The 22,263-nt window shown below is 73.0% G+C and carries 19 protein-coding genes; 5 read left to right on the top strand and 14 right to left on the bottom strand.

Annotated elements, in window-relative coordinates; genetic code table 11:
* Positions 1-170: 170 nt before the first annotated feature.
* The 3 genes from ABD208_RS18060 to hisD all read right to left on the bottom strand — a co-directional run bounded on the left by ABD208_RS18060 (position 171) and on the right by hisD (position 6,891).
* Positions 171-1,895: a cellulose-binding domain-containing protein gene (locus ABD208_RS18060; RefSeq protein ID WP_344105644.1), complete on the bottom strand. Its 1,725-nt coding sequence runs from the start codon at positions 1,893-1,895 to the stop codon at positions 171-173.
* Between the two features lie 157 nt (positions 1,896-2,052).
* Positions 2,053-5,379, bottom strand: coding sequence for a DEAD/DEAH box helicase (locus ABD208_RS18055; RefSeq protein ID WP_344105642.1), 3,327 nt, complete (start codon positions 5,377-5,379; stop codon positions 2,053-2,055).
* 174 nt (positions 5,380-5,553) lie between these two features.
* Positions 5,554-6,891 (bottom strand): histidinol dehydrogenase, encoded by a 1,338-nt coding sequence (gene hisD / locus ABD208_RS18050; RefSeq protein WP_344105640.1) that lies wholly within the window; start codon positions 6,889-6,891, stop codon positions 5,554-5,556.
* 81 nt (positions 6,892-6,972) lie between these two features.
* On the opposite strand from hisD, the gene ABD208_RS18045 reads away from it, so the two are divergent.
* Positions 6,973-7,230, top strand: coding sequence for an RNA-binding S4 domain-containing protein (locus ABD208_RS18045; RefSeq protein WP_344105638.1), 258 nt, complete (start codon positions 6,973-6,975; stop codon positions 7,228-7,230).
* Between the two features lie 130 nt (positions 7,231-7,360).
* Here the strand turns inward: ABD208_RS18045 and ABD208_RS18040 are convergent, their stop codons facing one another.
* Positions 7,361-7,942 carry a hypothetical protein gene (locus tag ABD208_RS18040; RefSeq protein WP_344105636.1) on the bottom strand — a complete coding sequence of 194 codons (582 nt, stop codon included), beginning with the start codon at positions 7,940-7,942 and terminating at the stop codon, positions 7,361-7,363.
* Positions 7,943-8,075: 133 nt separating this feature from the next.
* Here ABD208_RS18040 and ABD208_RS18035 point away from each other — a divergent pair, with 133 nt between their 5' ends.
* Positions 8,076-8,765: a response regulator transcription factor gene (locus ABD208_RS18035; protein WP_344105634.1), complete on the top strand. Its 690-nt coding sequence runs from the start codon at positions 8,076-8,078 to the stop codon at positions 8,763-8,765.
* Positions 8,758-10,242 carry a sensor histidine kinase gene (locus ABD208_RS18030; RefSeq protein WP_344105632.1) on the top strand — a complete coding sequence of 495 codons (1,485 nt, stop codon included), beginning with the start codon at positions 8,758-8,760 and terminating at the stop codon, positions 10,240-10,242. Before ABD208_RS18035 ends, ABD208_RS18030 begins: the two co-directional genes overlap by 8 nt.
* 6 nt (positions 10,243-10,248) lie before the next feature.
* On the opposite strand, the gene ABD208_RS18025 is transcribed toward ABD208_RS18030, so the two are convergent.
* Positions 10,249-11,181: a hypothetical protein gene (locus ABD208_RS18025; protein ID WP_344105630.1), complete on the bottom strand. Its 933-nt coding sequence runs from the start codon at positions 11,179-11,181 to the stop codon at positions 10,249-10,251.
* Between the two features lie 187 nt (positions 11,182-11,368).
* Here ABD208_RS18025 and ABD208_RS18020 point away from each other — a divergent pair, with 187 nt between their 5' ends.
* Both ABD208_RS18020 and ABD208_RS18015 read left to right on the top strand, forming a co-directional pair.
* Positions 11,369-12,703 (top strand): sensor histidine kinase, encoded by a 1,335-nt coding sequence (locus ABD208_RS18020; protein ID WP_344105628.1) that lies wholly within the window; start codon positions 11,369-11,371, stop codon positions 12,701-12,703.
* Positions 12,700-13,302, top strand: coding sequence for a response regulator transcription factor (locus ABD208_RS18015; protein ID WP_344105626.1), 603 nt, complete (start codon positions 12,700-12,702; stop codon positions 13,300-13,302). The genes ABD208_RS18020 and ABD208_RS18015 overlap by 4 nt, the downstream gene beginning before the upstream one ends.
* A gap of 53 nt (positions 13,303-13,355) precedes the next feature.
* On the opposite strand, the gene ABD208_RS18010 is transcribed toward ABD208_RS18015, so the two are convergent.
* The 9 genes from ABD208_RS18010 to ABD208_RS17970 form a co-directional block, all read right to left on the bottom strand.
* Positions 13,356-13,760: a pyridoxamine 5'-phosphate oxidase family protein gene (locus ABD208_RS18010; RefSeq protein ID WP_344105624.1), complete on the bottom strand. Its 405-nt coding sequence runs from the start codon at positions 13,758-13,760 to the stop codon at positions 13,356-13,358.
* A 73-nt stretch (positions 13,761-13,833) separates the two neighbouring features.
* A complete protein-coding gene (locus ABD208_RS18005; protein ID WP_344105622.1) occupies positions 13,834-14,442 on the bottom strand; it encodes an NUDIX hydrolase in 609 nt (202 codons plus the stop codon).
* On the bottom strand, positions 14,439-17,987 hold the full coding sequence (gene dnaE / locus ABD208_RS18000) for a DNA polymerase III subunit alpha (RefSeq protein ID WP_344105620.1): 3,549 nt from the start codon (positions 17,985-17,987) through the stop codon (positions 14,439-14,441). The genes ABD208_RS18005 and dnaE overlap by 4 nt, the downstream gene beginning before the upstream one ends.
* A gap of 50 nt (positions 17,988-18,037) precedes the next feature.
* Positions 18,038-18,967 carry an RluA family pseudouridine synthase gene (locus tag ABD208_RS17995; protein ID WP_344105618.1) on the bottom strand — a complete coding sequence of 310 codons (930 nt, stop codon included), beginning with the start codon at positions 18,965-18,967 and terminating at the stop codon, positions 18,038-18,040.
* Entirely contained in the window at positions 18,967-19,608 is a 642-nt protein-coding gene (locus ABD208_RS17990; RefSeq protein WP_344105616.1) for a signal peptidase II, read from the bottom strand. Before ABD208_RS17990 ends, ABD208_RS17995 begins: the two co-directional genes overlap by 1 nt.
* Positions 19,609-19,800: 192 nt before the next feature.
* The gene (locus tag ABD208_RS17985) at positions 19,801-20,262 is read right to left on the bottom strand and encodes a TraR/DksA family transcriptional regulator (RefSeq protein WP_344105614.1); all 462 of its coding nucleotides are present in this window, start codon (positions 20,260-20,262) and stop codon (positions 19,801-19,803) included.
* Positions 20,263-20,444: 182 nt separating this feature from the next.
* Complete coding sequence (locus ABD208_RS17980; protein WP_344105612.1) at positions 20,445-21,083, bottom strand: DivIVA domain-containing protein; 639 nt, start codon at positions 21,081-21,083, stop codon at positions 20,445-20,447.
* A 188-nt stretch (positions 21,084-21,271) separates the two neighbouring features.
* Positions 21,272-21,571, bottom strand: a complete 300-nt coding sequence (locus ABD208_RS17975) for a YggT family protein (RefSeq protein WP_344105610.1) — start codon at positions 21,569-21,571, stop codon at positions 21,272-21,274.
* A 62-nt stretch (positions 21,572-21,633) separates the two neighbouring features.
* The gene (locus ABD208_RS17970) at positions 21,634-22,104 is read right to left on the bottom strand and encodes a cell division protein SepF (RefSeq protein ID WP_344105608.1); all 471 of its coding nucleotides are present in this window, start codon (positions 22,102-22,104) and stop codon (positions 21,634-21,636) included.
* Positions 22,105-22,263 lie beyond the last annotated feature (159 nt).

The following is a 22,263-nucleotide window of genomic DNA, read 5'->3' as shown; positions in this document are numbered from 1 at the left end:
ACGCCGCGCTCCGCCCCACATGAGGGATTGCCACACGCGGGCCCGGCCGGCCGTGCCCTTGCGGACCGCCTGCGGTGCCCGCCGGATGCCACCGAGGCAGCCGCTCCCCCCACGGAGAGCGACTGCCTCGGCGTTGCCCGGAATGCGGGAATCCGCACCCGGGAACCTCGTCAGCTCAGGCTCGGCGTCGTCCAGGTGCGCCACTGGCTCAGGTTGCCCGGCTTGCTCGACGAGACCTGGAACACGCCGGGCGCACTGCCCGACCCCTTCAGGAACGCCTGCAGGTTCTGCTGCAGCGGCGTGCGCCACTCGGAGCGCGTGGCGCAGTGCGTGCCGTCCGAGACGTTCGAGATGTAGGAGATGTTCGGCTGCACGCCGAGCGCCGCGTAGATCTCGCGCCCGGCCAGCGCCGCGTTCGCGCCCGACCGCGCCCCGAGCCAGTCCACGTGCGGGTTCTCCATGATGAACAGCCCGCGCGGCGCGATCATGCCGATCACCGAGTGGGTGTCGACGGGCAGCCCCGACGTGTTGTTCTGGTAGCCGGCGAACGCGTCGCCCAGCCACGGCTGTTCACCGTAGGACGAGGACGGCGACTGGGCGCCCGCCTCGGACGCCAGCCCGCGCAGGATCGGCGAGCCGCCGCCCCCGGACTCGATCGGCATGGTCAGGTCGATGCGCTGGTCGAACGCGCCCGCGACGAACGCGCCCTTGCCGTAGCGCGAGCAGCCGGTCACACCGAACGAGTCCGTCCGCAGCACCGCGCCACCCGCCGCCTCGACCACGTCGATGATGCGGCTCGCGCCCCAGCCCCAGGCCGCCAGGAGCCCGGTGCTGCTGTTCGCCCCGTAGATGCCGTAGAACGCACCCTGCTTGTTGCCGCGCGACGTGCCCTCGGCGCCGACCTTCGTCGGGTCGTAGCTGATCACGGCTACGCCCTGCCCGGTGATCGTGCTCGTGTCCGCACCGAACCCGCCGTACACGATCACCGCGGGGAACGGCCCGGTGCCGCCCGGCGTCTGCACGCTCGCCGAGAAGCTCGAGGACCTGCCCTGGTGCGACACGTTCACGGTGATGTTCGACGACGTCACCGTGCCCGTCACCCGCTCCGGCTTGCCGGGCTTGGCGCCGTAGATCGTGTTCTCGGCGAGCTTCTTGATCTCGGCCCGGCGGCAGCGCCAGTCCGACTTCTGGTCGATCCGCGTGCCGTTCAGGCCGAGGAACGGGTCCGGCAGCCGGGAGTCCGAGCCGGGGCCGTCGCCCGAGACGTCGCAGCCGGCGCCGTCGAACTCGCCGCCGCCCGCCGGTGTCGTCGGGGTCGAGCCCGGCGTCGTGGGGTCGGGGCTCGGGGTGGGGCTCGTGGTGGGGGTGGAGCTCGGCGTCGCCGGGGACGACGACGGCGTGCCGCCGCCGACCTGACCGGTGCACGCGACGCCGTTGAGGGTGAAGCCGCCCGGCGCCGGCGACGACGCCCCGGAGCCGATGAACCCGAAGCTCGCGGACTGCCCCGTGGCCAGGCCGCCGTTCCAGCTGACGTTCCTGGCGGTCACCTGCGTACCGCTCTGGGTCACGGTCGCGTTCCAGGCCTGGCTGACTCCCTGCCCCGAGGCGAACGTCCAGGCCAGCGTCCACGAGGAGAGCGCGTCGCCGAGGTTCGTCACCGAGACGTTCGCCTGATAGCCGCCCTGCCAGGTGTTGACGACGGAGTACTGCACCGAGCACCCCGTGGCGGCGGTCGCGGCGGGAGCGGTCATCGCGGTCACCGCGCCCGCGGCGAGCAGCGAGACCGCCGCGCCCAGCGCGGCGAGCACCCGGCGGCCGTGCGCGGCACGGGTGCGGGAGGTCGATCCGGTACGGCCCGGCAGCGTCGGAGGCCGTGGTGAGCGTGCGACGTTCATGGTGATCTCCTTCGATCGATGATGACGCCGCCACGCTACGAAAACGTTTGCAGAGCGGGAAGTGTGGAAAACGTTTAATGCCCGGAAATCCCAACGGGGCAACCGATCGCAGAGCTGCCCGGACACCTGATGCCCGGGCCGGCGCGGCGCCCCGGCGTCAGCCCTCCAGCAACCCCCGGATGTCCTCCGGGGTCAGCCCGCCGGTGAACGCGCCCTCGTCGTCGTTCATCACCGCGTCGAAGAGCTTGGCCTTGCGCTCCTTGAGGGCCATGACCTTCTCCTCGATGGTCCCCGCCGAGACCATGCGGAACACCATGACGTTGCGGGTCTGCCCGATGCGATGCGTGCGGTCCACCGCCTGCGCCTCCGTGGCGGGGTTCCACCACGGGTCCAGGAGGTAGACGTAGTCGGCCTCGGTGAGGTTGAGGCCGAAGCCGCCCGCCTTGAGCGAGATGAGGAACACGGGCGCGTCGCCGTCCTTGAACCGCTGGATCACCTCGGCGCGGCGCGTGGTGGAGCCGTCGAGGTACTCCGTGGCCAGGCCGGCGGCCGCCAGCCGGTCGCGGGCCAGCCGCAGGAACGACGTGAACTGGCTGAACACCAGCGCCCGGTGCCCCTCCGCGGCGACCTCGGCCAGCTGCTCGGTGAGCACGTCCAGCTTCGCCGAGGGCACGGCGTCGTAGGCCTCGGGGTCCACCAGCGACGCGTCGAGGGCGAGCCGCCGCAGGATGGTCAGCGAGCGGAAGATCGCGATCCGGTGCGTGTCGAAGTCCTCCAGCAGCCCCAGCATCCGGGACCGCTCGCGCTGCAGGTGCCGGTCGTAGACCACCCGGTGCTTCGCGTCGAGGTCCACGCGCAGCACCTGCTCCTGCCGCTCCGGCAGCTCGGGGGCCACCTGCTGCTTGGTGCGCCGTAGCATCAGCGGCCGGATCCTGCGGCGCAACCGAGCCACCGCCGCGTCCGCCTGCTGCCCCAGCTCCGGGTCCTTCGCCGCCGCCTCGACCACGCGCACGTAGTCCTCGCGGAAGCGCCCCGCCGACCCGTACAGCCCGGGAGCCGTGATCGCGAGCATCGCCCACAGCTCCATGAGGTTGTTCTCCATCGGAGTGCCCGTGATCGCCAGCTTGAACGGGGTGCGCAGCAGCCGGGCCGTCTCGTTGGCGCGGGTGGCGTGGTTCTTGGCGAACTGCGCCTCGTCCAGGATCAGCCCGCTCCAGTCGACGTCGCGGAACTCGCCGTGGGCGAGGCGGAAGATCGCGTAGCTGGTGACCACGACGTCGGCGTCGTCGGCCACCTCCTCGACCGTGGTGCCGAGGCGTCCGGGCGTGGAGGCCAGCGCGGTGACCTTCAGGTCCGGGGTGAACCGTGCGGCCTCCGCGACCCAGTTGCCCACGACGGAGGCGGGTGCCACGACAAGGAACGGCCGGTCCCCCGGTTCCCTGCCGGGCTGCCCGCCGAGCCCTTCGCGCGCGCGGGCGAGGAAGGCCAGGGTCTGCACCGTCTTGCCGAGCCCCATGTCGTCGGCGAGGATCCCGCCCAGTCCGTGCTCGGCCAGGAAGCACAGCCATGCGTACCCGTGGCGCTGGTACGGCCGCAGCTCCGCCTTCAGCCCGGTCGGGAGCGGCACGTCCTGATCGGCTCCGGCGAGATCCCCCGCCGCCCCGGGCCCGGCCGCCAGCGCGAGCAGGTTCCCGACCGACCGCTTCCACGCGTCGCTCTGCTCGACGACGTCGGCCAGCTCGGACAGATCGCCCCACAGGCTCGCGTTGTACCGCGACAGCCGGAGCGACCCGGGCTGGTCGCTGAGCCGGACCGCCTCCTCGACGAGCGCCCGCAGCCGCCCGAGGGAGGGGTGGTCCGTGCGCAGCCACGCGCCGTCGGGCAGCACGACGCGGTCGTCGCCCCGGGTCAGCGCGGCGAGCAGCACCGGCAGCGAGACCTGGCGCTCCGCCACGCTCACGGTCACGGCCAGATCGAACCAGTCCATGTCCCCCGACTCGGTCGCGGACACGGCGACCTCCGGCGCACCCGCGAGCTCGGTGTACTCGGGGCGCTCGTGCGTCTCGACGCGCACCCCGTCCACCGCCTCGAGCGCGGGGAGCACCTCGGTGCCCAGCTCCAGCACCGCGAGCCCGCCCACCTCGTGCCGCCCCACCAGCCGGAACCCGGAGAACCTCGTGCTGCGGCGCACGGCCGCGGACGCCTCGGCGGCGATCCGCGACTCCTGGGCGACGTCCCGCAGGTCCGTGCCGTCCGGGTCGCCGACGGCGTAACGCCGCGCGGCCACGCCCGTGCCGTACTGCCAGGACCAGGTGACGCTCGCCGACGCCGAACCGGCGAACGCCGCCGCGCACACCAGCACCGGCGTGGCCCGTTCCGGGAGTTCCAGGCCGTCGCCCGCGCGCACCGTCACCCGGCTGCGCAGGCGCGGGTAGTAGTCCGTCAGGAACTCCGGCACGTCCCCGGCCGGGACCTCCAGCGCGGGCATCACCATCGCGTCGAGCTGGGCCTCGCTCAGCGGTTCCGCCGTCGGCCCCAGCACGATCAGCCGGCCGGCGCCCCGCGGCGTCACCGCGAACAGACCGTGCTCCCCCACCGCGCCCGTGACCGATCCCGGCCCCGGCGGCTCGCCGTCGAGCGTCACGGCCGGCGCGAGCCGCAGCGCGCCGCCGGCGGACGGCTCGAGCTCGAGCGTCATCGCCGATCCCGGCGCCACGCGCACCTCGTCCCCGCGGCCCACCCCGACCAGGGGGATGCCCAGCCCCTCCGCCTCGCCCAGCAGCGGCCACAGCATCCTGCCGAAGTCGCCGAGGTCGCGCCACGCGCCCGTCCCGTAGCGGTTCCCGCCCAGCTCGCCGAGATCGGCGAACCACGCGGCCACCCGCCCGTCCACCCGGGCGCGGGCACCGCCCGACCAGCCGTAGCCGTACCCGAACCGCACCATGTCCCACGTGAGGTCCGTGCTCTTGGACCAGGTGCCCTTCTGCGTGCGGCGCACCGGCTTGGCCTGGAGGGCCATGCCGTCGGCGCGGTCCTTGACCTGGATACCGAGCGCCAGCTCCGGCTCACCCGGCGGCGCGGCCTCCCGTGGCGCGGGGGCGGGCGCCGACGTGACGCGCTGCATCCAGCCGCGCCAGGCCGCCCGGCGCGGCGAGGCCGCCGCCTCACCCGGGCCGCCGTCGTCCTCCAGGACGTCGAGCAGGACGGCGACCACGTGCTTGCAGTACGCGCCCACCGGGCAGCTGCACTCGGTGTCCCGGACGGAGAACCTGCCCAGGCTGCTGACCGCGTACCGGATCACGGTCTCGTACGGGTGCGGCGCGTTGCCCGCGACCACGCCGGTGATCGCGAGCGCCGCGAAGTCCCAGGTCCAGTCCTCCACGTGGCCCGAGCGGTGGTACGCCTTGCCCCGCTCGAACGCGCCGCCGCCCACGAGTCGCTTGATCGACTCGGTGTCGATGCGCGGCACGGGGATCAGGCTCATGCCCCGATCCTTCCACGGGAGTCCGACATACCCCGGGAGTCATCCACAGGGCACGCCGGACGTTAAGCGTTTCAGGTCGGCCCTTCACAGCTCCCGGCCGAACCGGTCACCAAGCCGCCGCCGATCCGGCGCATTGCGGAGACCGCCGCACGAACCACGACGAGACCGAACTCGTCAGGCAAACCGCCCCCGGACCGCCTCGCCGTGCGCGGGCAGGTCCTCGTCGTCGGCCACGGCGCTGATCTTCCCGGCGACCTCCCGCAGCGCGTCCGCCGTGTACTGGATCACCTGCACCGGCTTGAGGAACGAGTGCACGCCGAGCGCGCTGGCGAACCGCGCCGTGCCGCCGGTCGGCAGCACGTGGTTGGAGCCCGCGAGGTAGTCCCCCAGCGACACCGGCGACCACGGCCCCACGAAGATCGCGCCCGCGTTGCGCACGCGGTCCGCGAGCGCCGCGGCGTCCCGCGTCTGGATCTCGAGGTGCTCGGCGCCGTACGCGTCCACGACGGCGAGGCCCGCGGCGACGTCGTCCACGAGCACGATCGCGGACTGCGGCCCCTCCAGGGCCGTGGCGACGCGCCGGCCGTGCTTGGTCGCGGCGGCGAGCTCGCCGAGCCGCCCCGCGACGTCGTCGGCGAGTTCCGGGGAATCGGTGACTAGCACGGCGGCGGCCATCGGGTCGTGCTCCGCCTGGCTGACCAGGTCGAGGGCGACGTGCGCCGGGTCGGCGGTGTCGTCCGCGAGGACGGCGATCTCGGTGGGCCCGGCCTCGGCGTCGATCCCGACGACGCCGCGCACCAGCCGCTTGGCGGCGGCGACGTACACGTTGCCGGGGCCGGTCACGACGTCGACGGGCTCGCACAGCGTCGCGCCGTCCTGCGGCTCGGACCCCGCGGCGCCGTAGGCGAACATCGCCACGGCGGACGCGCCGCCGACGGCGAACACCTCCTCGACGCCGAGCAGCGCGCAGGCGGCCAGGATCGTGGGGTGGGGCAGCCCGCCGTGGTCCTTCTGCGGCGGGGAGGCGAGCGCGATGCCGGGCACGCCGGCCTCCTGCGCGGCCACGACGTTCATCACGACGCTGGAGGGGTAGACGGCGAGCCCGCCCGGCGCGTACAGCCCGACGCGCCGCACGGGCACGTACCGCTGCCGCACGACGGCGCCGGGCGCGGGTTCGGTGACGTGCTCGGCCGGGACCTGGGCGGCGTGGACGGCGCGCACGCGGCGGATCGCCTCGGTCAGCCCGTCGCGGACGGCGGGGTCGAGTCCCTCGAGCGCGGTCGCGAGGGCCGCGGCGGGCACGCGCAGGTGCTCCGGCCGGACGCCGTCGAACCGCTCGGCGTGATCGCGCAGGGCTGCGGCGCCCTGCTCGCGCACCTGATGCAGCATCGGCTCCACGGCCCGGACGGCGTCGTCCACGCGCACCTCGGCGCGCGGGAGGATGGCGAGCAGGTCGCGGCGTGCGTCGGGGGTGGCGAACTCCCGCCCCCGCAGGTCGATGCGCTGGATCACGCGGCCAGTCTACGTTTGCCCTCCGGCGGCATCGATCGAATTCTGCCGGGCGATGTCAGTCATGGCTGCGATGATGGTCGGGTGCGTATCCGTGACCCCCAGCCAGGTGCCCTGCCCGAACCAGAGCGCGTCCCCATCCGGGACAGTTCGATCCGGCTCGGGCAGTTCCTCAAGCTGGCGAACCTCGCCGAGGACGGCGCCGAGGCGCGCGAGCTCGTCGTCGGCGGGGACGTCAGGGTCAACGGCCAGACGGAGACCCGCCGGGGGCGCCAGCTGACCACGGGCGACCGGGTCGACGTCGCCGGCCCCGCGGGAGAGCGCAGCGCCGTCGTCGGCTGATCGGACCGTCCGACGGCGTCCGCCCTCCCGGCGGGTTCCCCGAGCGACCACGAGGATTCCGTCATCGGTTCTCGGGCGATGCCCGGCAAACTCGTTGTCGCTCGGCGAACCTCGTCGTCGCGACCGGGTGTCAGTCGTCGTCGCGGTCGTCGTCGCGCTGGTCGTCGCGGTCGTCGTCGCGGTCCTCGCTGTCGTCGTCCTGGTCGTCGTCCTTGTCGTCGCTGCCCGCGCCGTCGTCGTCGCGGTCCTCACGCTCGTCGTCCCGGCCGTCGTCGTCACGGTCACCGTGGTCGTCCTTGTCGTCGTCGCGACCCTCGCGGTCGTCGTCGCGGTCGTCCCGGTCGTCGTCGCGGTCGTCCCGGTCGTCGTCGCGGTCGTCCCGGTCATTGCGGTCGTCGCCACGCTCACCGTCGTCGTCGCCACGCTCACCGTCGTCGTCGCGACCTTGACGGTCGTCGTCCCGGTCGTCCCGGTCGTCGTCCCGGTCGTCACGGTCGTCGTCCCGCTCGTCACGGTCCTCGCGCTCGTCCTGGTCGTCCCTGTCGTCGCGGTCGTCGTCCCGGTCGCCGCTCGTCGTCGTCCCGGCCTGGGACGCGGACGTGCCGGCGTCGTCCGACTCGGTGGCCGACGCCGTGCCGCACGCGGCGAGCGTGCCGGCCAGCAGCAGGGACGTGGCGATCATCGGGAGCCGGCGGAAGGTGCGGTTCGTCATGGCGGGGTCCTCTCGGTACGGCGACCTGCCGTTCAGGTCGTGACCCCAGCCTCGCCCGTGGCGCCTGAAGCCAGCCTGAACGATGCTGAGGACTCCTTCAGGTCCCCGCGCGGGAGTCTGCGAGACTCGTCGGATGCGCCTGCTGATCGTCGAGGACGAGACCCGCCTCGCCCGCTCCCTCGCCGCCGGGCTGACCGCGGACGGCTTCGACGCCGACGTGGAGCACGACGGCACGCGCGGCCTGCGCCGCGCCGTCGAGCAGCCGTACGACCTCGTGATCCTCGACGTCATGCTGCCCGGGACCAACGGGTACGACGTCGTCACCTCCCTGCGCGCGATGGGCCTCGACGTCCCCGTGCTGATGCTGACCGCCAAGGACGGCGAGTACGACGAGGCCGAGGGACTCGACTCGGGCGCCGACGACTACCTCACCAAGCCGTTCTCGTACGTGGTGCTCCTGGCCCGCGTCCGCGCGCTGCTGCGGCGCGCGCGGGCAGGGCGGGCGGACCTGCGGGTCGGGGATCTCGTCGTCTCCCCCGGCTCCCGGCGGGTGACGGCGGCGGGGCGGCCGGTGCCGCTCACGGCCAAGGAGTTCACGGTCCTGGAACTGCTCGCCGCCCGGGCGGGCGACGTGGTCCCCAAGCGGGAGATCCTGGAGCACGCCTGGGACCTGGCCTACGACGGCGACGTGAACATCGTGGAGGTGTACGTCAGCGCGCTGCGCCGCAAGATCGGGCCGGACCGCATCGAGACGGTGCGCGGCGCCGGCTACCGGCTCGTCGACGCCGGTGACGCGGGCGACGCCGGAGGAACCGGTGCGTAGCGTCCGCGCCCGCGCCACGCTGGGCGCCACCCTGGTGGTCGCGGCGGCGCTGCTGCTGACCGGGATCCTGACGATCCGGGTCCTGGAGGACCGCCTCCTGAACACGATCCAGCTCCGCGCGGAGTCCACCGCGCTCACCGTCGCGGCCGAGGTGCAGGGCACCGCGCGGCGCGACCTGGACGGCCTGGCGGGCGTGGTCGGGAGCGAGACCCCGGTGCAGGTCGTGACCCGGGACGGGCGGGTGCTGGCGTCGTCGGCCACGCTGGCCTCCGAGCCCGCGATCGCGGACTTCCACCGGCCGCGGGCGGCCGTCCCGACGCCGCCGGGCGACGCGGACGGGGGAGACGACGATGACGATGATGATGACGACGACGACGAGAGCGACGACGGAAGGTCCCCGGCCGCGTCGCCCCTCCCGGGTCTCGACATCGCGTCCCGCACCCTGACCCTGCCGGTCACCCCGGACGGCGGGATCAGCTTCGGCGACGCCGCGAGCTCGCCCGGCGAGCGCTTCCACGTCGAGGCCGCCCGGACCGTCACCGCGGACGGCACGCCGGCCGTCGTCTACGCGGCCGCGTCCCTGTCGCAGGAGGAGGAGACCGTCACGAACCTGACCCGGCTCCTGCTCGTGGGCGGCCCGGCCGTCCTGGTGGTCGTCGCGCTCGTGACATGGCTGGTCACGGGCCGGGCGCTGCGGCCGGTGGAGGCGATCCGGGCCGAGCTGGCGGCCATCACCGCGGGCAGCGACCTGCACCGCCGGGTCCCGGAGCCCGGCACGGGCGACGAGATCGCCCGCCTCGCGCAGACCACCAACAACACCCTCGACCACCTGCAGCGCTCCGTGGACCGGCAGCGCCGGTTCGTCGCCGACGCCTCCCACGAGCTGCGCTCCCCGATCGCCTCCCTGCGCACGCAGCTGGAGGTGGCCGTCGCCCACCCGCAGCTCCTGGACCTGCCCGAGGTGCTGCACGACGCGGAACGCCTCCAGGAACTCGCCGCCGACCTGCTCCTGCTCGCCCGCCTCGACGCCGGGGAACGGCCGGCCTCGGGCCGGGTCGACCTCACGCTCCTCGCGCACGAGCACGCGGCACGGCGCCCGATCGTCGACGTCGTCGTCCACCGGCCCGCCGAGACGAACGGATCGGCCTCGCAGCTGGGACAGGTGCTGCGCAACCTGCTCGACAACGCCGAGCGCCACGCCGCCGGGCGCGTCACGCTCACCGTCGGGCAGGAGGGAACCACGGCCGTCGTCGCGGTCGGCGACGACGGGCCGGGCGTCCCGCCGGCGGAACGGACGCGGATCTTCGAGCGTTTCGTCCGGCTCGACGACGCCCGCAGCCGGGACGACGGCGGGGCCGGGCTCGGCCTGGCGATCGCCCGCGACGTGGCCCGGCGGCACGGCGGCGACGTCGTCGTCTCCGACGCCCCGGAGGGCGGCGCGCGGTTCGAGCTCCGGCTGCCCGCCGCCCGGGACTGACAGCCGTCAGGCGACGGCGGCGGCCACGACTGCGAGGGCGAGCAGGATGTCGTAGACCACGCAGGACTCCGCGTACCAGCGGTAGACGACGGCTCCGGCGCGGTGGTGGAACGCGTCCCAGACCGCGTGACCCAGCAGCCCCGCCGCCAGGACGAAGGCGGCCGCCGTGGTCGCGCCGAGCGCCACGGCGACGAGCGCGATCCCGGCGAACACCACCAGGCCCGCCAGCTGCAGCCGCCACATCGGCAGGCCGCGGATACTGCGGCGCAGCGCGCCCATCACCGGGTAGACGGCCGCGACGGGCGCGAGGATCCAGGCGGGCACGTCGCCGCCCCCGAGCAGGGTGAGCGTCATGAGCGCGAGCGCCGGGAGCACCGGCCAGCGGCGGGCGAGCCAGCGCAGGTCGAGGCCGTGGGCTCCGGCGTGCCCGGCCGGGTGCCCGGTGTACTCCGCGCGGCGCCACCACATCGCCGCGGCCATGGCCGGGACCATCACCACGTGGCTCCAGACCATCAGGCCGGGGCCGTCCAGCACGCCGGCCCACAGCAGCGGGAGCAGCACCAGGTACGGGGCCGCCATCGCGGCGTCCATCTCCGCGATCGCCCGCCAGGCGTGGCGGCGCACGCGCATCCAGACGGTCATCGCGACGAGCATGTCGGCCAGCATGACGAGCGCGCCCACGTCCGGCCGCGCCAGGACGCGCTCGGCGCCGACCGCGGCCGCGCCCAGGTCCCAGAGCGGGGCGAGCAGCACCATCCCCGCCACCATGGCGACGATCATCTCGGCGAGGTGGAGCAGGAACCGGAGCGTGGCGCGGGCCGGCGACGGCCGGCCGGCCCGGTCGCGGCGTCGCGCGGCGGGCGGGTGCTCGTCCGCGTCGCCGTGCGTGCGCGGGGCGACGTCGTGCGGAACGTCATGATGCAGGGCGTTGTCGGTCATGGTCGTCTCCCTCGTCCCGTCGCGGCGGACCTCGCCGCGACCCCTCCTACGCTCCCGTCCCCCGCGGCGTCGTCGTAGTGCCGGATCACGACCGATCGGCCAGCGGGTGTCACCGGCCGGCATGACAGATGTCATCCACCGCGCCGGCGACGCCCCTGAGCAGCCCCGCCGCTGCCACAATGGCGGCATGGACACGTGGTCGCGATCCGCCGCGGATCCGGTTCCCGGAGCGGGCCGGGTCGCGGGCACCCGACCGTCCGGGACCGGCGCGGGCCCGGCGGTCCCCGACGCCGGGCTCACCGCGTTCCGGCGCAACGTGTGGTGGGGGCTGGCAAGCACGGTCGCGTGCATCCTGGGGCTGATCGTCGGGGACTGGATGCTCGACCCGGCGGTCCCCCTGGGCGCCCGGGTCGTCACCGGCCTCGCGGCCGCGGCCACGATCGTGATCTCCGGGGTGCTGCTGTCCGCCCGGCTGCGCGACGAGCCGCCGTCCCGCGCCCTGGTCGCGGGGCTCGCCGTCGCCGCGGCCGCGGGCGGGATCGTACCGCTGGCCGCGGGGAACTTCGGCATGTGGTCGCTGGTCCCGGCCGCCGCGCTCGCGGTGCTCGTGCTGTTCCTGCCGCCGCGGGGCGCCTGGACCGGGCTCGGGGCGGGCGCGGTGGTGCTGCCGCTGGCCGGAGCGGCGGCGGCCCTGGCCCAGGGCGAGCCCGACGTCGCGCACGCCACCTGGATGCCCCTGCTGATGGTGGCGGCGTTCGGGCCCGCGATGCTCGGCATGCTGCGCGCCTGGCAGGTGGCCGCGCGGCTGGAGGAGGCCCGGCGGCTGGCGGGCGCGCTCGCCGTCGCCGACGAGCGCCTCCGCTTCGCCGCCGAGCTGCACGACGTCCAGGGCCATCATCTCCAGGTCATCGCCCTGAAGAGCGAGCTCGCCGCGCGGCTGGCCGACGCCGACCCGCAACGCGCCGCGGCCGAGATGCGCGAGGTCCAGCGCCTCGCGGGCGACGCGCTGCGCGAGACGCGCGCCGTGGTGCAGGGCTACCGGCGCACCACGCTCGACGCGGAGATCACCAACGCGTCGCGCGTCCTGGCCGCGGCCGGCGTGGACGCCCGCGTCGCGGTCGACGACGCCGTCGCCGGGCGCCTCGCCGGATCCCACCGCGGCCTGCTCGGCCTCGTCGTCCGCGAGGCCACCACGAACATCCTGCGCCACAGCCATGCGGCGCACGCCACGATCACCCTCCGGGACGACGCCGGCCGCGCCCTCCTGGAGATCACCGACGACGGCGCCGCGCCCGGGCGCACCGGCGACGACGTCGCGGGCCCCGTCGGCCCGGCCGGGACCGGGGGACACGCCGGGTCACCCGCCGGCCAGGCACCGCCCGGCCCCGAACGCTCCGGGGGGACCGGGCTCGTGTCGCTCGGCGAACGCCTCGCCGTCGTCGGCGGGACGCTCACCTGGGAACGGACCGGCACCGGCTTCGCCGTGGCGGCGCTCGTGGACCCCGCGGCGGTAGCCGCATGATCCGCCTGCTCGTCGCCGACGACGAGACGATGCTGCGCGAGGCCCTCACCGCGCTGCTGGAGCTGGAGGACGACCTGACCGTGGTCGCGCAGGCCGCGACCAGCACCGACGCGGTCGAGCTGGCACTGCGGCACCGGCCCGACGTCGTCGTCCTCGACCTGGAGATGCCGCCCGCCGACGGCCTGCACGCGGCCGAGCGGATCCGCCGGGAGCTGCCCGCGCACTGCGTGCTCGTCACGCGCCACGCCCGCCCCGCCGTGCTGCGGCGCGCGCTGGCGGCCGGGGTGCGGGGCTTCGTGCCGAAGTCGACGCCCGCGTCGCGCCTCGCGGAGATCATCCGCGACGTCGCCGCCGGGCGGCGCTACGTGGACCCGGAGATCGCCGCCTCGGCGCTGACCGAGAACGACTGCCCGCTCACGGACCGCGAGCTGGAGGTGCTGCGGGCGGCCCGCTCCGGCGCGCCGGTGAACGAGATCGCCGCGGCCGTCCACCTCGCGCCCGGCACGGTCCGCAACTACCTGTCGGCGGCGATGGCCAAGCTCGGCGTCGCGACCCGCCACGCGGCGGCCCACCGCGCCTGGGAGGAAGGCTGGATCTGACCTCCCGCGGTCCCGCCGGCCGCTCCTCGCCCGCGGGCGGGGGGCGGATCCGGTCAGGCCATGTAGGTGCTGGACATGGACCTGTCGGGGGTGAGGCGCAGGACGATGCGGTCGGGGTTCTCGCCGAGTTGCCGGTAGCGGCGCGCGTAGCGGGCGACGGCGTCGGCGATCTCGGCCGGGTCCTCGACCGCCTCGATCGTGCCCTCCAGGGTGAGCCAGCGGCCGCCGTCCACCTGGCAGAGCGCGGCGCGCGGCGGCGCGCCGTCGGCCGCGTAGCCGCGGGCGTTGCGCGCCTTGGCCGAGTTCCGGTTCGTCGTGACGCGGGCGACGCCGGCGCCCGCGTCCCAGGTGAAGGCCACCGGGACGACGTGCGGCGTGCCGTCCGCGCGGAGGGTGGTCAGGGTGGCGAGGTGCCGCTCGGTCACGAAGACGAGCCGCTCGGGGTTGAGCTGGATCACCGGGCGAGTGTAGGCACGTGAGGTGCGTGCACGACGACGACGCCGGCGTGGCCCTCGGCTCACCCGGTGGCGGTCAGAAGCCCAGGGCCAGGACGCGGGGCACCTCCGGGCCGCCGGACTCCCGCGCGCTCAGGGCCGCCAGGACCGTCGCCTCGTGCGGCACGACCGGGTCCGGGAGGGCGTCGGGCCGGAACCAGGCGAGCCCGGCAGCCTTCCCGGGCTCCTGGATCGCCGGGGTGCCCTGCCATGTCGTGGTCTCGAAGAAGAAGTCGACGCGCTGCTCGATCGCCGGGCCGCCCGGCTCGCCGCGGTGCAGCACCGTGAGCGGGCGCAGGTCGGCGGGGTCCACCGTGACGCCGAGCTCCTCCCGGGCCTCGCGCACGGCCGCCGTCAGGACGGACTCGCCCGCCTCGACGTGCCCGGCCGCCGCGCAGGCCCAGTGACCGTCGCGGTACCCGGTGTTCTGCCGCAGCTGCAGCAGCACCTCGGGTGAGCCGTCCGCGCCGGACCGGCGCAGCATGACGTACGCGGCCGGGACCAGGGCGAAGCGCTCGTGGTCGCGGTCGTCGTAGCGGCCGTTCGCGTCCGGGCCCGCCAGGCGGTCGCCGTCGCTGGGACCAGCCGGACCCGCGGTGGCACCGGCAGCGGAGGTCCCGCCGCCCGGCGTCGTCGTCCCGCTCATGACAGGCAGTTCTGGCCGAGGAGCGCCTTGAGGTCGCCGAACAGCGCGGGCGTCTTGTCGACGCGGAGCGCGTCCGCCGCGCGGACCACCGTGCGCTTGCCCGGCTCGTCCACCGCGACGTGGACCTCGGCGGAGCCCGGGTGGTCGGCGAGGACCTCGCGCAGGCGCACCATCACCGGTTCCACGGCCCGGGTGTGCGGGACCGTGACGGCCAGCGGCGAATCGGCGCCGACCGTGACGTCCGGCAACGCGACCTCCATGGCCTGCAGCGAGACCTGGTCGTCGCGCTTGCGCACCTTGCCGCGCACCGCCACGACCTGGTCCTCGGCGAGCACCGTGGAGTAGGCGAGGTAGGTCTCGCCGAAGAACATGACCTCGACGGCGCCCTCCAGGTCCTCCAGCGTGACCGCCGCCCACGGGTTGCCGTTCTTGCTCATCTTGCGCTGCACCGAGGTGAGCAGGCCCGCGACCGTGACCACGGAGTTCTCCGGCCGGTCGCCGTCGCCGATGAGCGACGCCACCGACGTGTCCGACGAACGGGACAGCACGTGGTCCAGGCCGGACAGCGGGTGGTCCGACACGTACAGGCCGAGCATCTCGCGCTCGAAGGCGAGCTTCTGCTTCTTCTCCCAGTCCGGCAGGTCGGGCACGTCGACCGCGAAACCCATCGCGGCGTCGTCCGCGCCGCCGCCGAGGTCCGAGAACAGGTCGAACTGCCCCTCCGCCTCCTTGCGCTTGACGCTGATCACCGAGTCCACCGCCTGCTCGTGCACCACGAGCAGGGAACGGCGGGTGTGCCCGAGCGAGTCGAACGCGCCCGCCTTGATCAGGGACTCGATGGTGCGCTTGTTGCAGACCACGGCCGGGACCTTGTCGAGGAAGTCCGTGAACGAGGTGTAGGCGCCCTTCTCGTCGCGGGCGGCCACGATCGCGTCGACCACGTTGCGCCCCACGTTCCGCACGCCCGTCAGGCCGAAGCGGATGTCCCCGCCGACGGCCGTGAACTTCGCCGAGGACTCGTTGACGTCCGGCGGCAGCACGGTGATGCCCATGCGACGGCACTCGTTGAGGTAGAGCGCCATCTTGTCCTTGTTGTCACCCACGGACTGCAGCAGGGCGGCCATGTACTCGGCCGGGTAGTTCGCCTTGAGGAACGCGGTCCAGTACGCGACGAGGCCGTAGCCGGCGGAGTGCGCCTTGTTGAACGCGTAGCCCGCGAACGGGACCAGGGTGTCCCAGACGGCCTTGATCGCGGCGTCGCTGTAGCCCTTCTCCTTGGCGCCCTTCTCGAAGTTGACGTACTCCTTGGCCAGCACCTCGGGCTTCTTCTTGCCCATGGCGCGGCGCAGCAGGTCGGCCTGGCCGAGCGAGTAGCCGGCCATGATCTGGGCGGCGCGCTGCACCTGCTCCTGGTAGACGATGAGGCCGTAGGTCTCGTCGAGGATCTCCGCGAACGGCTCCTTGACCTCCTGGTGGATCGCCTCGATCTGCTGCTGGCCGTTCTTGCGCAGCGCGTAGTTCGTGTGCGAGTTCATGCCCATCGGGCCGGGCCGGTACAGGGCGATGACGGCGGAGACGTCCTCGAAGTTGTCGGGCCGCATCTGCCGCAGCAGGGCGCGCATCGCGCCGCCGTCGAGCTGGAACACGCCGAGCGTGTTGCCGCTGGCGAGCAGCTCGTAGGTGGCCGGGTCGTCGAGGCCGACGTTCTCGATGTCGACGGCGTCCTTGCCGTTCATCTCGATGTTCTCGAGGGCGTCGTCGAGGATCGTGAGGTTGCGCAGACCCAGGAAGTCCATCTTGATCAGGCCGAGGCCCTCGGACGTCGGGTAGTCGAACTGCGTGATGATCGCGCCGTCCTGCAGGCGCTTCATGATCGGGATGATGTCGATCAGCGGCTCGCTCGACATGATAACGCCCGCGGCGTGCACGCCCCACTGCCGCTTCAGGCCCTCGATACCGCGCGCCAGCTCGACCACGCGCTGCGCCTCGGGGTCGGTGTCGTGCAGCTGGCGGAACTCGGCGGCCTCGGAGTACCGGTCGTGCTTCGCGTCGAAGATCCCGGACAGCGGGATGTCCTTGCCCATGACCGCGGGCGGCATCGCCTTGGTGAGCTTCTCCCCCATCGCGAAGGGGAACCCGAGCAGGCGGGCGGAGTCCTTCAGGGCCTGCTTGGCCTTGATGGTGCCGTAGGTGACGATCTGCGCCACGCGGTCGTCGCCGTACTTCTCGGTGACGTACCTGATCGCCTCACCGCGCCGGCGTTCGTCGAAGTCCACGTCGACGTCGGGCATGGACACGCGCTCGGGGTTGAGGAACCGCTCGAAGATCAGGCCGTGCTCCAGCGGGTCGAGCTCCGTGATGCCCATGACGTAGGACACCATCGAGCCCGCGGCCGAGCCGCGGCCCGGCCCGACGCGGATCCCCTGGTCCTTGGACCAGTTGATGAAGTCCGCGACCACCAGGAAGTACCCCGGGAAGCCCATCTGGATGATGACCTCGGTCTCGTACTCCGCCTGCTTGCGGACCTCGTCCGGCACGCCTCCCGGGTAACGCCGCTGCAGGCCCCGCTCGACCTCCTTGACGAACCACGAGATCTCGTCCTCCCCGTCGGGCACGGGGAAGCGCGGCATGTAGTTCGCCTTCGTGTCGAACGACACCTCGCACTGCTCGGCGATGAGCAGCGTGTTGTCGCACGCCTCGGGCAGCTCGCGGAAGACCTTGCGCATCTCGGCGGCGGACTTCACGTAGTAGCCGGTGCCGTCGAACTTGAACCGGTTCGGGTCGTCCAGCGTGGAGCCGGAGTTGATCGCGAGCAGCGCCTCCTGGCTGGTGGCGTCGTCCTCGCGCACGTAGTGCAGGTCGTTCGTGGCCACGAGCCGCGCGCCGATGTGCTCGGCCAGCCGCAGCAGTTCCTTCGTCACCCGGGTCTCGATCTCGAGCCCGTGGTCCATCAGCTCCACGTAGTAGTTCTCGGCCCCGAAGATCTCCTGCAGCTCGCCGGCCTGCCGCACCGCCTCGTCCCACTGCCCCAGGCGCAGCCGCGTCTGGATCTCGCCCGACGGGCAGCCCGTCGTCGCGATGAGCCCCTCGGAGTACCGCTCCAGCAGCTCGCGGTCCATGCGCGGCCACTTGCCCATCTGCCCCTCGAGCGACGCGAGGGACGAGGCCCGGAACAGGTTGCGCATGCCCGTGTTGTTCTTGCTCAGCAGCGTCATGTGCGTGTAGGCGCCGCGCGCCGAGACGTCGTCGGACTCCTGCCCCGGCTCGCCGTACCGGACGCGCGTCTGGTCGAACCGGCTCGTGCCGGGCGTGATGTACGCCTCGACGCCGATGATCGGCTTGACGCCCGCCTTCTGCGCCTGCGACCAGAAGTCGTACGCCCCGAACAGGTACCCGTGGTCCGTGGTGGCGATCGCCGTCTGGCCCTGCCTGGCGACCTCCGCCATGAGGTCACCGATGCGCGCCGCCCCGTCCAGCATCGAGAACTCGGTGTGGACGTGCAGATGGACGAAATCGGACCCGGCAGAGGTGGTGGCGGTCGGCATGGAGCGATCTTATGCGGCCCCTCTGACACGGCAGCGGCGACGCGCGATCCTCAGCGGTAGTCGCCTCCCACGGCGTCCAGGGCCGCCGCCAGGTCCCGGGGGTACACCGAGGCGACCTCCAGCCACTCGCCCGTGCCCGGATGCGTGAAACCCAGCCGCAGGGCGTGCAGCCACTGCCGGGTCAGCCCCGCCCGCGACGCCAGCACCGGGTCCGCCCCGTACGTGAGATCGCCCACCAGCGGATGCCGCACGGCCGCGAAGTGCACCCGGATCTGATGGGTCCGCCCGGTCTCCAGGTGCACCTCGACGAGCGAGGCAGCGGGCAGCATCTCAAGCGTCTCGTAGTGCGTGACCGACGGCTTCCCGTCCGCGGTCACCGCGAACTTCCAGTCCGAGCCGGGATGCCGCCCGATGGGCGCGTCGATCGTGCCCGACGTCGGGTCGGGATGCCCCTGCGCGAGCGCGTGATACACCTTCTGGACCGTCCGCTCCTTGAACGCCCGCTTGAGCTCCGTGTACGCGTGCTCCGACTTCGCGACCACCATCAGGCCCGACGTGCCCACGTCCAGCCGGTGCACGATGCCCTGGCGCTCCGGCGCCCCCGACGTCGAGATCCGGTACCCCGCCGCGGCGAGCGCGCCCACCACGGTCGGGCCGGTCCAGCCCGGCGACGGGTGGGCGGCCACCCCGACCGGCTTGTCGACGACCACGAGGTCGTCGTCGTCGTGCACGATCCCCATGCCCTCCACGGGCTCGGCCACGACCTCGGCGGCCGGCCGCTCGTCCGGCACGTCCACCTCGAGGCCGGCCCCGGCCACGACGCGGTCGGACTTGCCGACCTCCGCCCCATCCATCCGCACCGCGCCCGACGCCGCCAGCTCGGCGGCCCGGGTCCGCGAGAACCCGAGCATCCGCGCGAGGGCGGCGTCCACGCGCTCGCCGTCGAGCCCGTCCGGGACGGGCAGCATGCGCAGCGCCATCAGGCGGCGGACCCGTCGGCGTGCCGGGCCTCGCCCGGGCCGCCGGGCTCCGCCCCGCCGCCGTCCGACGACGCCGGGGCCTGCTCGCCCTCCCGCCGGCCGTCGACGCCGATGCCCCGGACCGACAGGACCGCGATCCACACCGCCGCGACCACGATCGCGATGTCGGCGACGTTGCCGACGAAGAGGCCCGCGTAGTCGATGAAGTCGACCACGTGCCCGCGCGCGAAGCCGGGGTCCCGGGCAAGGCGGTCCACCAGGTTGCCGACGGCGCCGCCCAGCAGCAGGCCGAGCGACACGGCCCAGCCGCGCGAGCCGATCCGCCGCATCAGGCGCAGGATCGCGATCACGACGACCACCACGATGATCGTCAGGACCCACGTCATGCCGGTGGCGATGGACAGCGCGGCGCCCGGGTTATACACGAGACGCAGCTGGAGCAGCTCCCCGACGAGCTGGACGGGCTCACCGCCCGGGCTCAGCGCGGACTCCGCCCACCACTTGGTCAGCTGGTCCACGACCAGGACCGCGACGGCCAGGGTCCCCGTGAGGACCAGCAGCGCCCGGTTCCCCCCGGAGGCCCGGGCCGGGCCCGGGCGACCCTCGCCGGTCACGTTCTCGTTCTGCGCGCGTGTTGACATCACCGGAATTCTGCCATGCCGCACGGCGGGCGCCGTCCCGGGCCGGAACCCCATTGCGCCCGGGTACGGCAACGGCCGGATTCACGGTACGAATCCGGCCGATGGCGGCTATTCATTGAATGGTCGGCGAAATGCTGGAAAGTCGGAGCATTTCGCCGGTCCTCGTGGCTTTCCGGTCCGGCCGGAAAGGGTTCAGCGACGTTCTTCCCGGGCCTTCGCCTCCACGGAAAGCGTCGCCCGGGGAAATGCCTGGAGCCGCGCCTTTCCGATGGGAAGCCCGGTGACCTCACACGTCGCGTACGTGCCCGCGGCGATGCGCTCGATCGCGTGGGACGTCTGGTCGAGCAGGTCCCGCATGTTGTTCACCAGCGTGAGCTCCTGCTCGCGCTCGAGCGCGCTGGAGCCGTAGTCGGCCTGGTCGTCGCCGGCGCCGTCACCCGAGTTCCGCAGCAGGTCACTGAGCTCGGCGTCGGCCGCGCGCAGCTCGCCCTGGAGGCGCTCCTTGTCGTCCAGCAGGAGGGCCGCGAGTTCCTCGACCTCGTGCAGGGTCCACGGCTCCTCGCCGTCGCGCACCGGGAAGTGCTTCACATCCTTGGCAAGGTTTGGAAACGACTGCTTCAGCACCTCGCGCGTCGTCATCGAAATCTTGGTCATCCGAATCCCCTTCACGTACCACCCCGGTCAAGTCCGAGCAGCGTAAGCACAAGAAGCGGTCCGCACAACGGGACTCGCCGATCGAACGACGATTCCCAGGTTGTACGGACCGCTTCCGATGCCGCCGCGCGCCGGTGGCACTGAGGTCGTGGACGACGCCGGCGCTCGGCGTCAGGCCTCGCTCAGATGCCCTGCGCCATCTCGGCCGGGCGAGCCTGCGGCTGCGCACCCCGGCCCTGCGGGAGCGCGGAGCCCCGGGCGTCCAGGTCACCGAGCAGGTTCTGCAGGAAGCTCTTGAGGCGCGTGCGGTAGTCCCGCTCGAAGAGGCGCAGCTCGTCGATCTTGCGCTCCAGCAGCGAACGCTCCTGCTCGAGCTGCGACAGCGTGCGGTGGCTGGTCTCCTCGGCGTCGCGCACGATGCGCGCCCCCTCGGCCTTCGCCTCCGTGATCAGGCGGTCACCCTCCTCCTGGCCCGAGCGCACGTAGTCGTCGTGCAGCTTCTGGGCCAGCTGGAGCATGCCCGTGGCGTTCTCCGGCTCCGGGGCGGCCTGCGGCATCGGGGCGGCCACGGGCGCGGCCACCGGGGCGGGAGCGGCGACCGGCTGGCGCCCGGCGGCACCCTCGCCGCGCGAGAGCTCGGCGATCCGGCGCTCGGCCGCGGCCAGCTTGGAGTGCAGCCCCTCGTTCTCCTCCTGGACGGAGGTGAGGGTGCGCACGACCTCGTCGAGGAAGTCGTCGACTTCCTCCACGTCGTAGCCCTCGCGGAACTTCGTTGCGGAGAACTTCTTGTTGAGGATGTCCTCAGCGGTCAGCAGTGCCATGCATGTTCACCTCAATGCCTTGAAGCCGAAATTACTCGCCGATACGCAACCGGGCTCACCCTGCGGGAAGCCACGACGCACCTGCCGGGAACCCACGTTAGCGGATCGAAACCGTGGCGGACACCAGGACTGGGCCCGATCACGAATTCATCACAAGCGTACCGGAGCCCGCATGACGCGGCTCACACTCATGCCGAAGCGACGGCAAGAGTGTTGGCGATGGATCTGGCAATAACCACCAGAAAAAAGAGAGCCATGAAAGCAAGATCCAACTGGATGGCGCCCAGGCGCAGCGGCGGGATGATCCGCCGCAGGAGCCGCAGGGGCGGGTCCGTGACGGTGTAGATCGCCTCGGCGAGCACCAGCACGATGCCCGACGGGCGCCAGTCACGGGCGAAGTACTGCACCCAGTCGAAGATGAGGCGCCCGATGAGCAGCAGCATGTAGACGAACAGCGCGAAGCCGATGATTCCCCAGAACAAAGCCACGGGACCAACTTACACGGACGACGGTCCGGCCCCCCGTCGGGGCCGGACCGTCGCCGGGAGAGTCAGCTCTGGTTGTAGAAGCCGCCCTTGGAACCGGGCTGCGGCTCGGTGACCTGCTCCTCGCCCGCGATCTCGACGTGCTCGGGCGACAGCAGGAAGACCTTGTTCGTCACGCGGTCGATGGAGCCGTGGAGGCCGAAGATCAGGCCGGCCGAGAAGTCCACCAGGCGCTTCGCGTCGGCGTCGTCCATGTCGGTGAGGTTCATGATCACGGGCGTACCGGAGCGGAACGCCTCGCCGATCATCCGCGCGTCGTTGTACGAGCGCGGGTGGACGGTGGTGATCCGGCGCAGCTCCGTCGTCGACAGCGGGACCTCCGGCGTGCCGGCGGGATGCAACGGGGTGACCTGCGCGTGTCGGTGATCCTGCACGGTCTCCTCCGCGTCCTCGTACTCGTCGTAGTACGTGTCCCGCTCGCCCTGCTCGTCGGCGAGGCCCAGATACAGCATGGTCTTTCGAAGCGCTCCGGCCATCGCACTCTCCGTTCGTCCGCCCTCTAGCGAATCCTTCTTCCGGCCCTGACTGTCAACCCACTGACACCGCACGACGCGTGCGGCTTGACAAACGTAGCCCGGCGCGATCCGACACCGAAGTGCGACACGCCGCGCGGTGACCAACTTTGCCAAAGTTGT

It is taken from the genome of Myceligenerans crystallogenes (assembly GCF_039529775.1).
In the GTDB taxonomy this organism is placed as follows: Bacteria; Actinomycetota; Actinomycetes; order Actinomycetales; family Cellulomonadaceae; genus Myceligenerans; species Myceligenerans crystallogenes.
The sequence above is the reverse complement of the archived record's forward strand: the minus strand, read 5'-3'. Positions and strand labels throughout refer to the sequence as shown.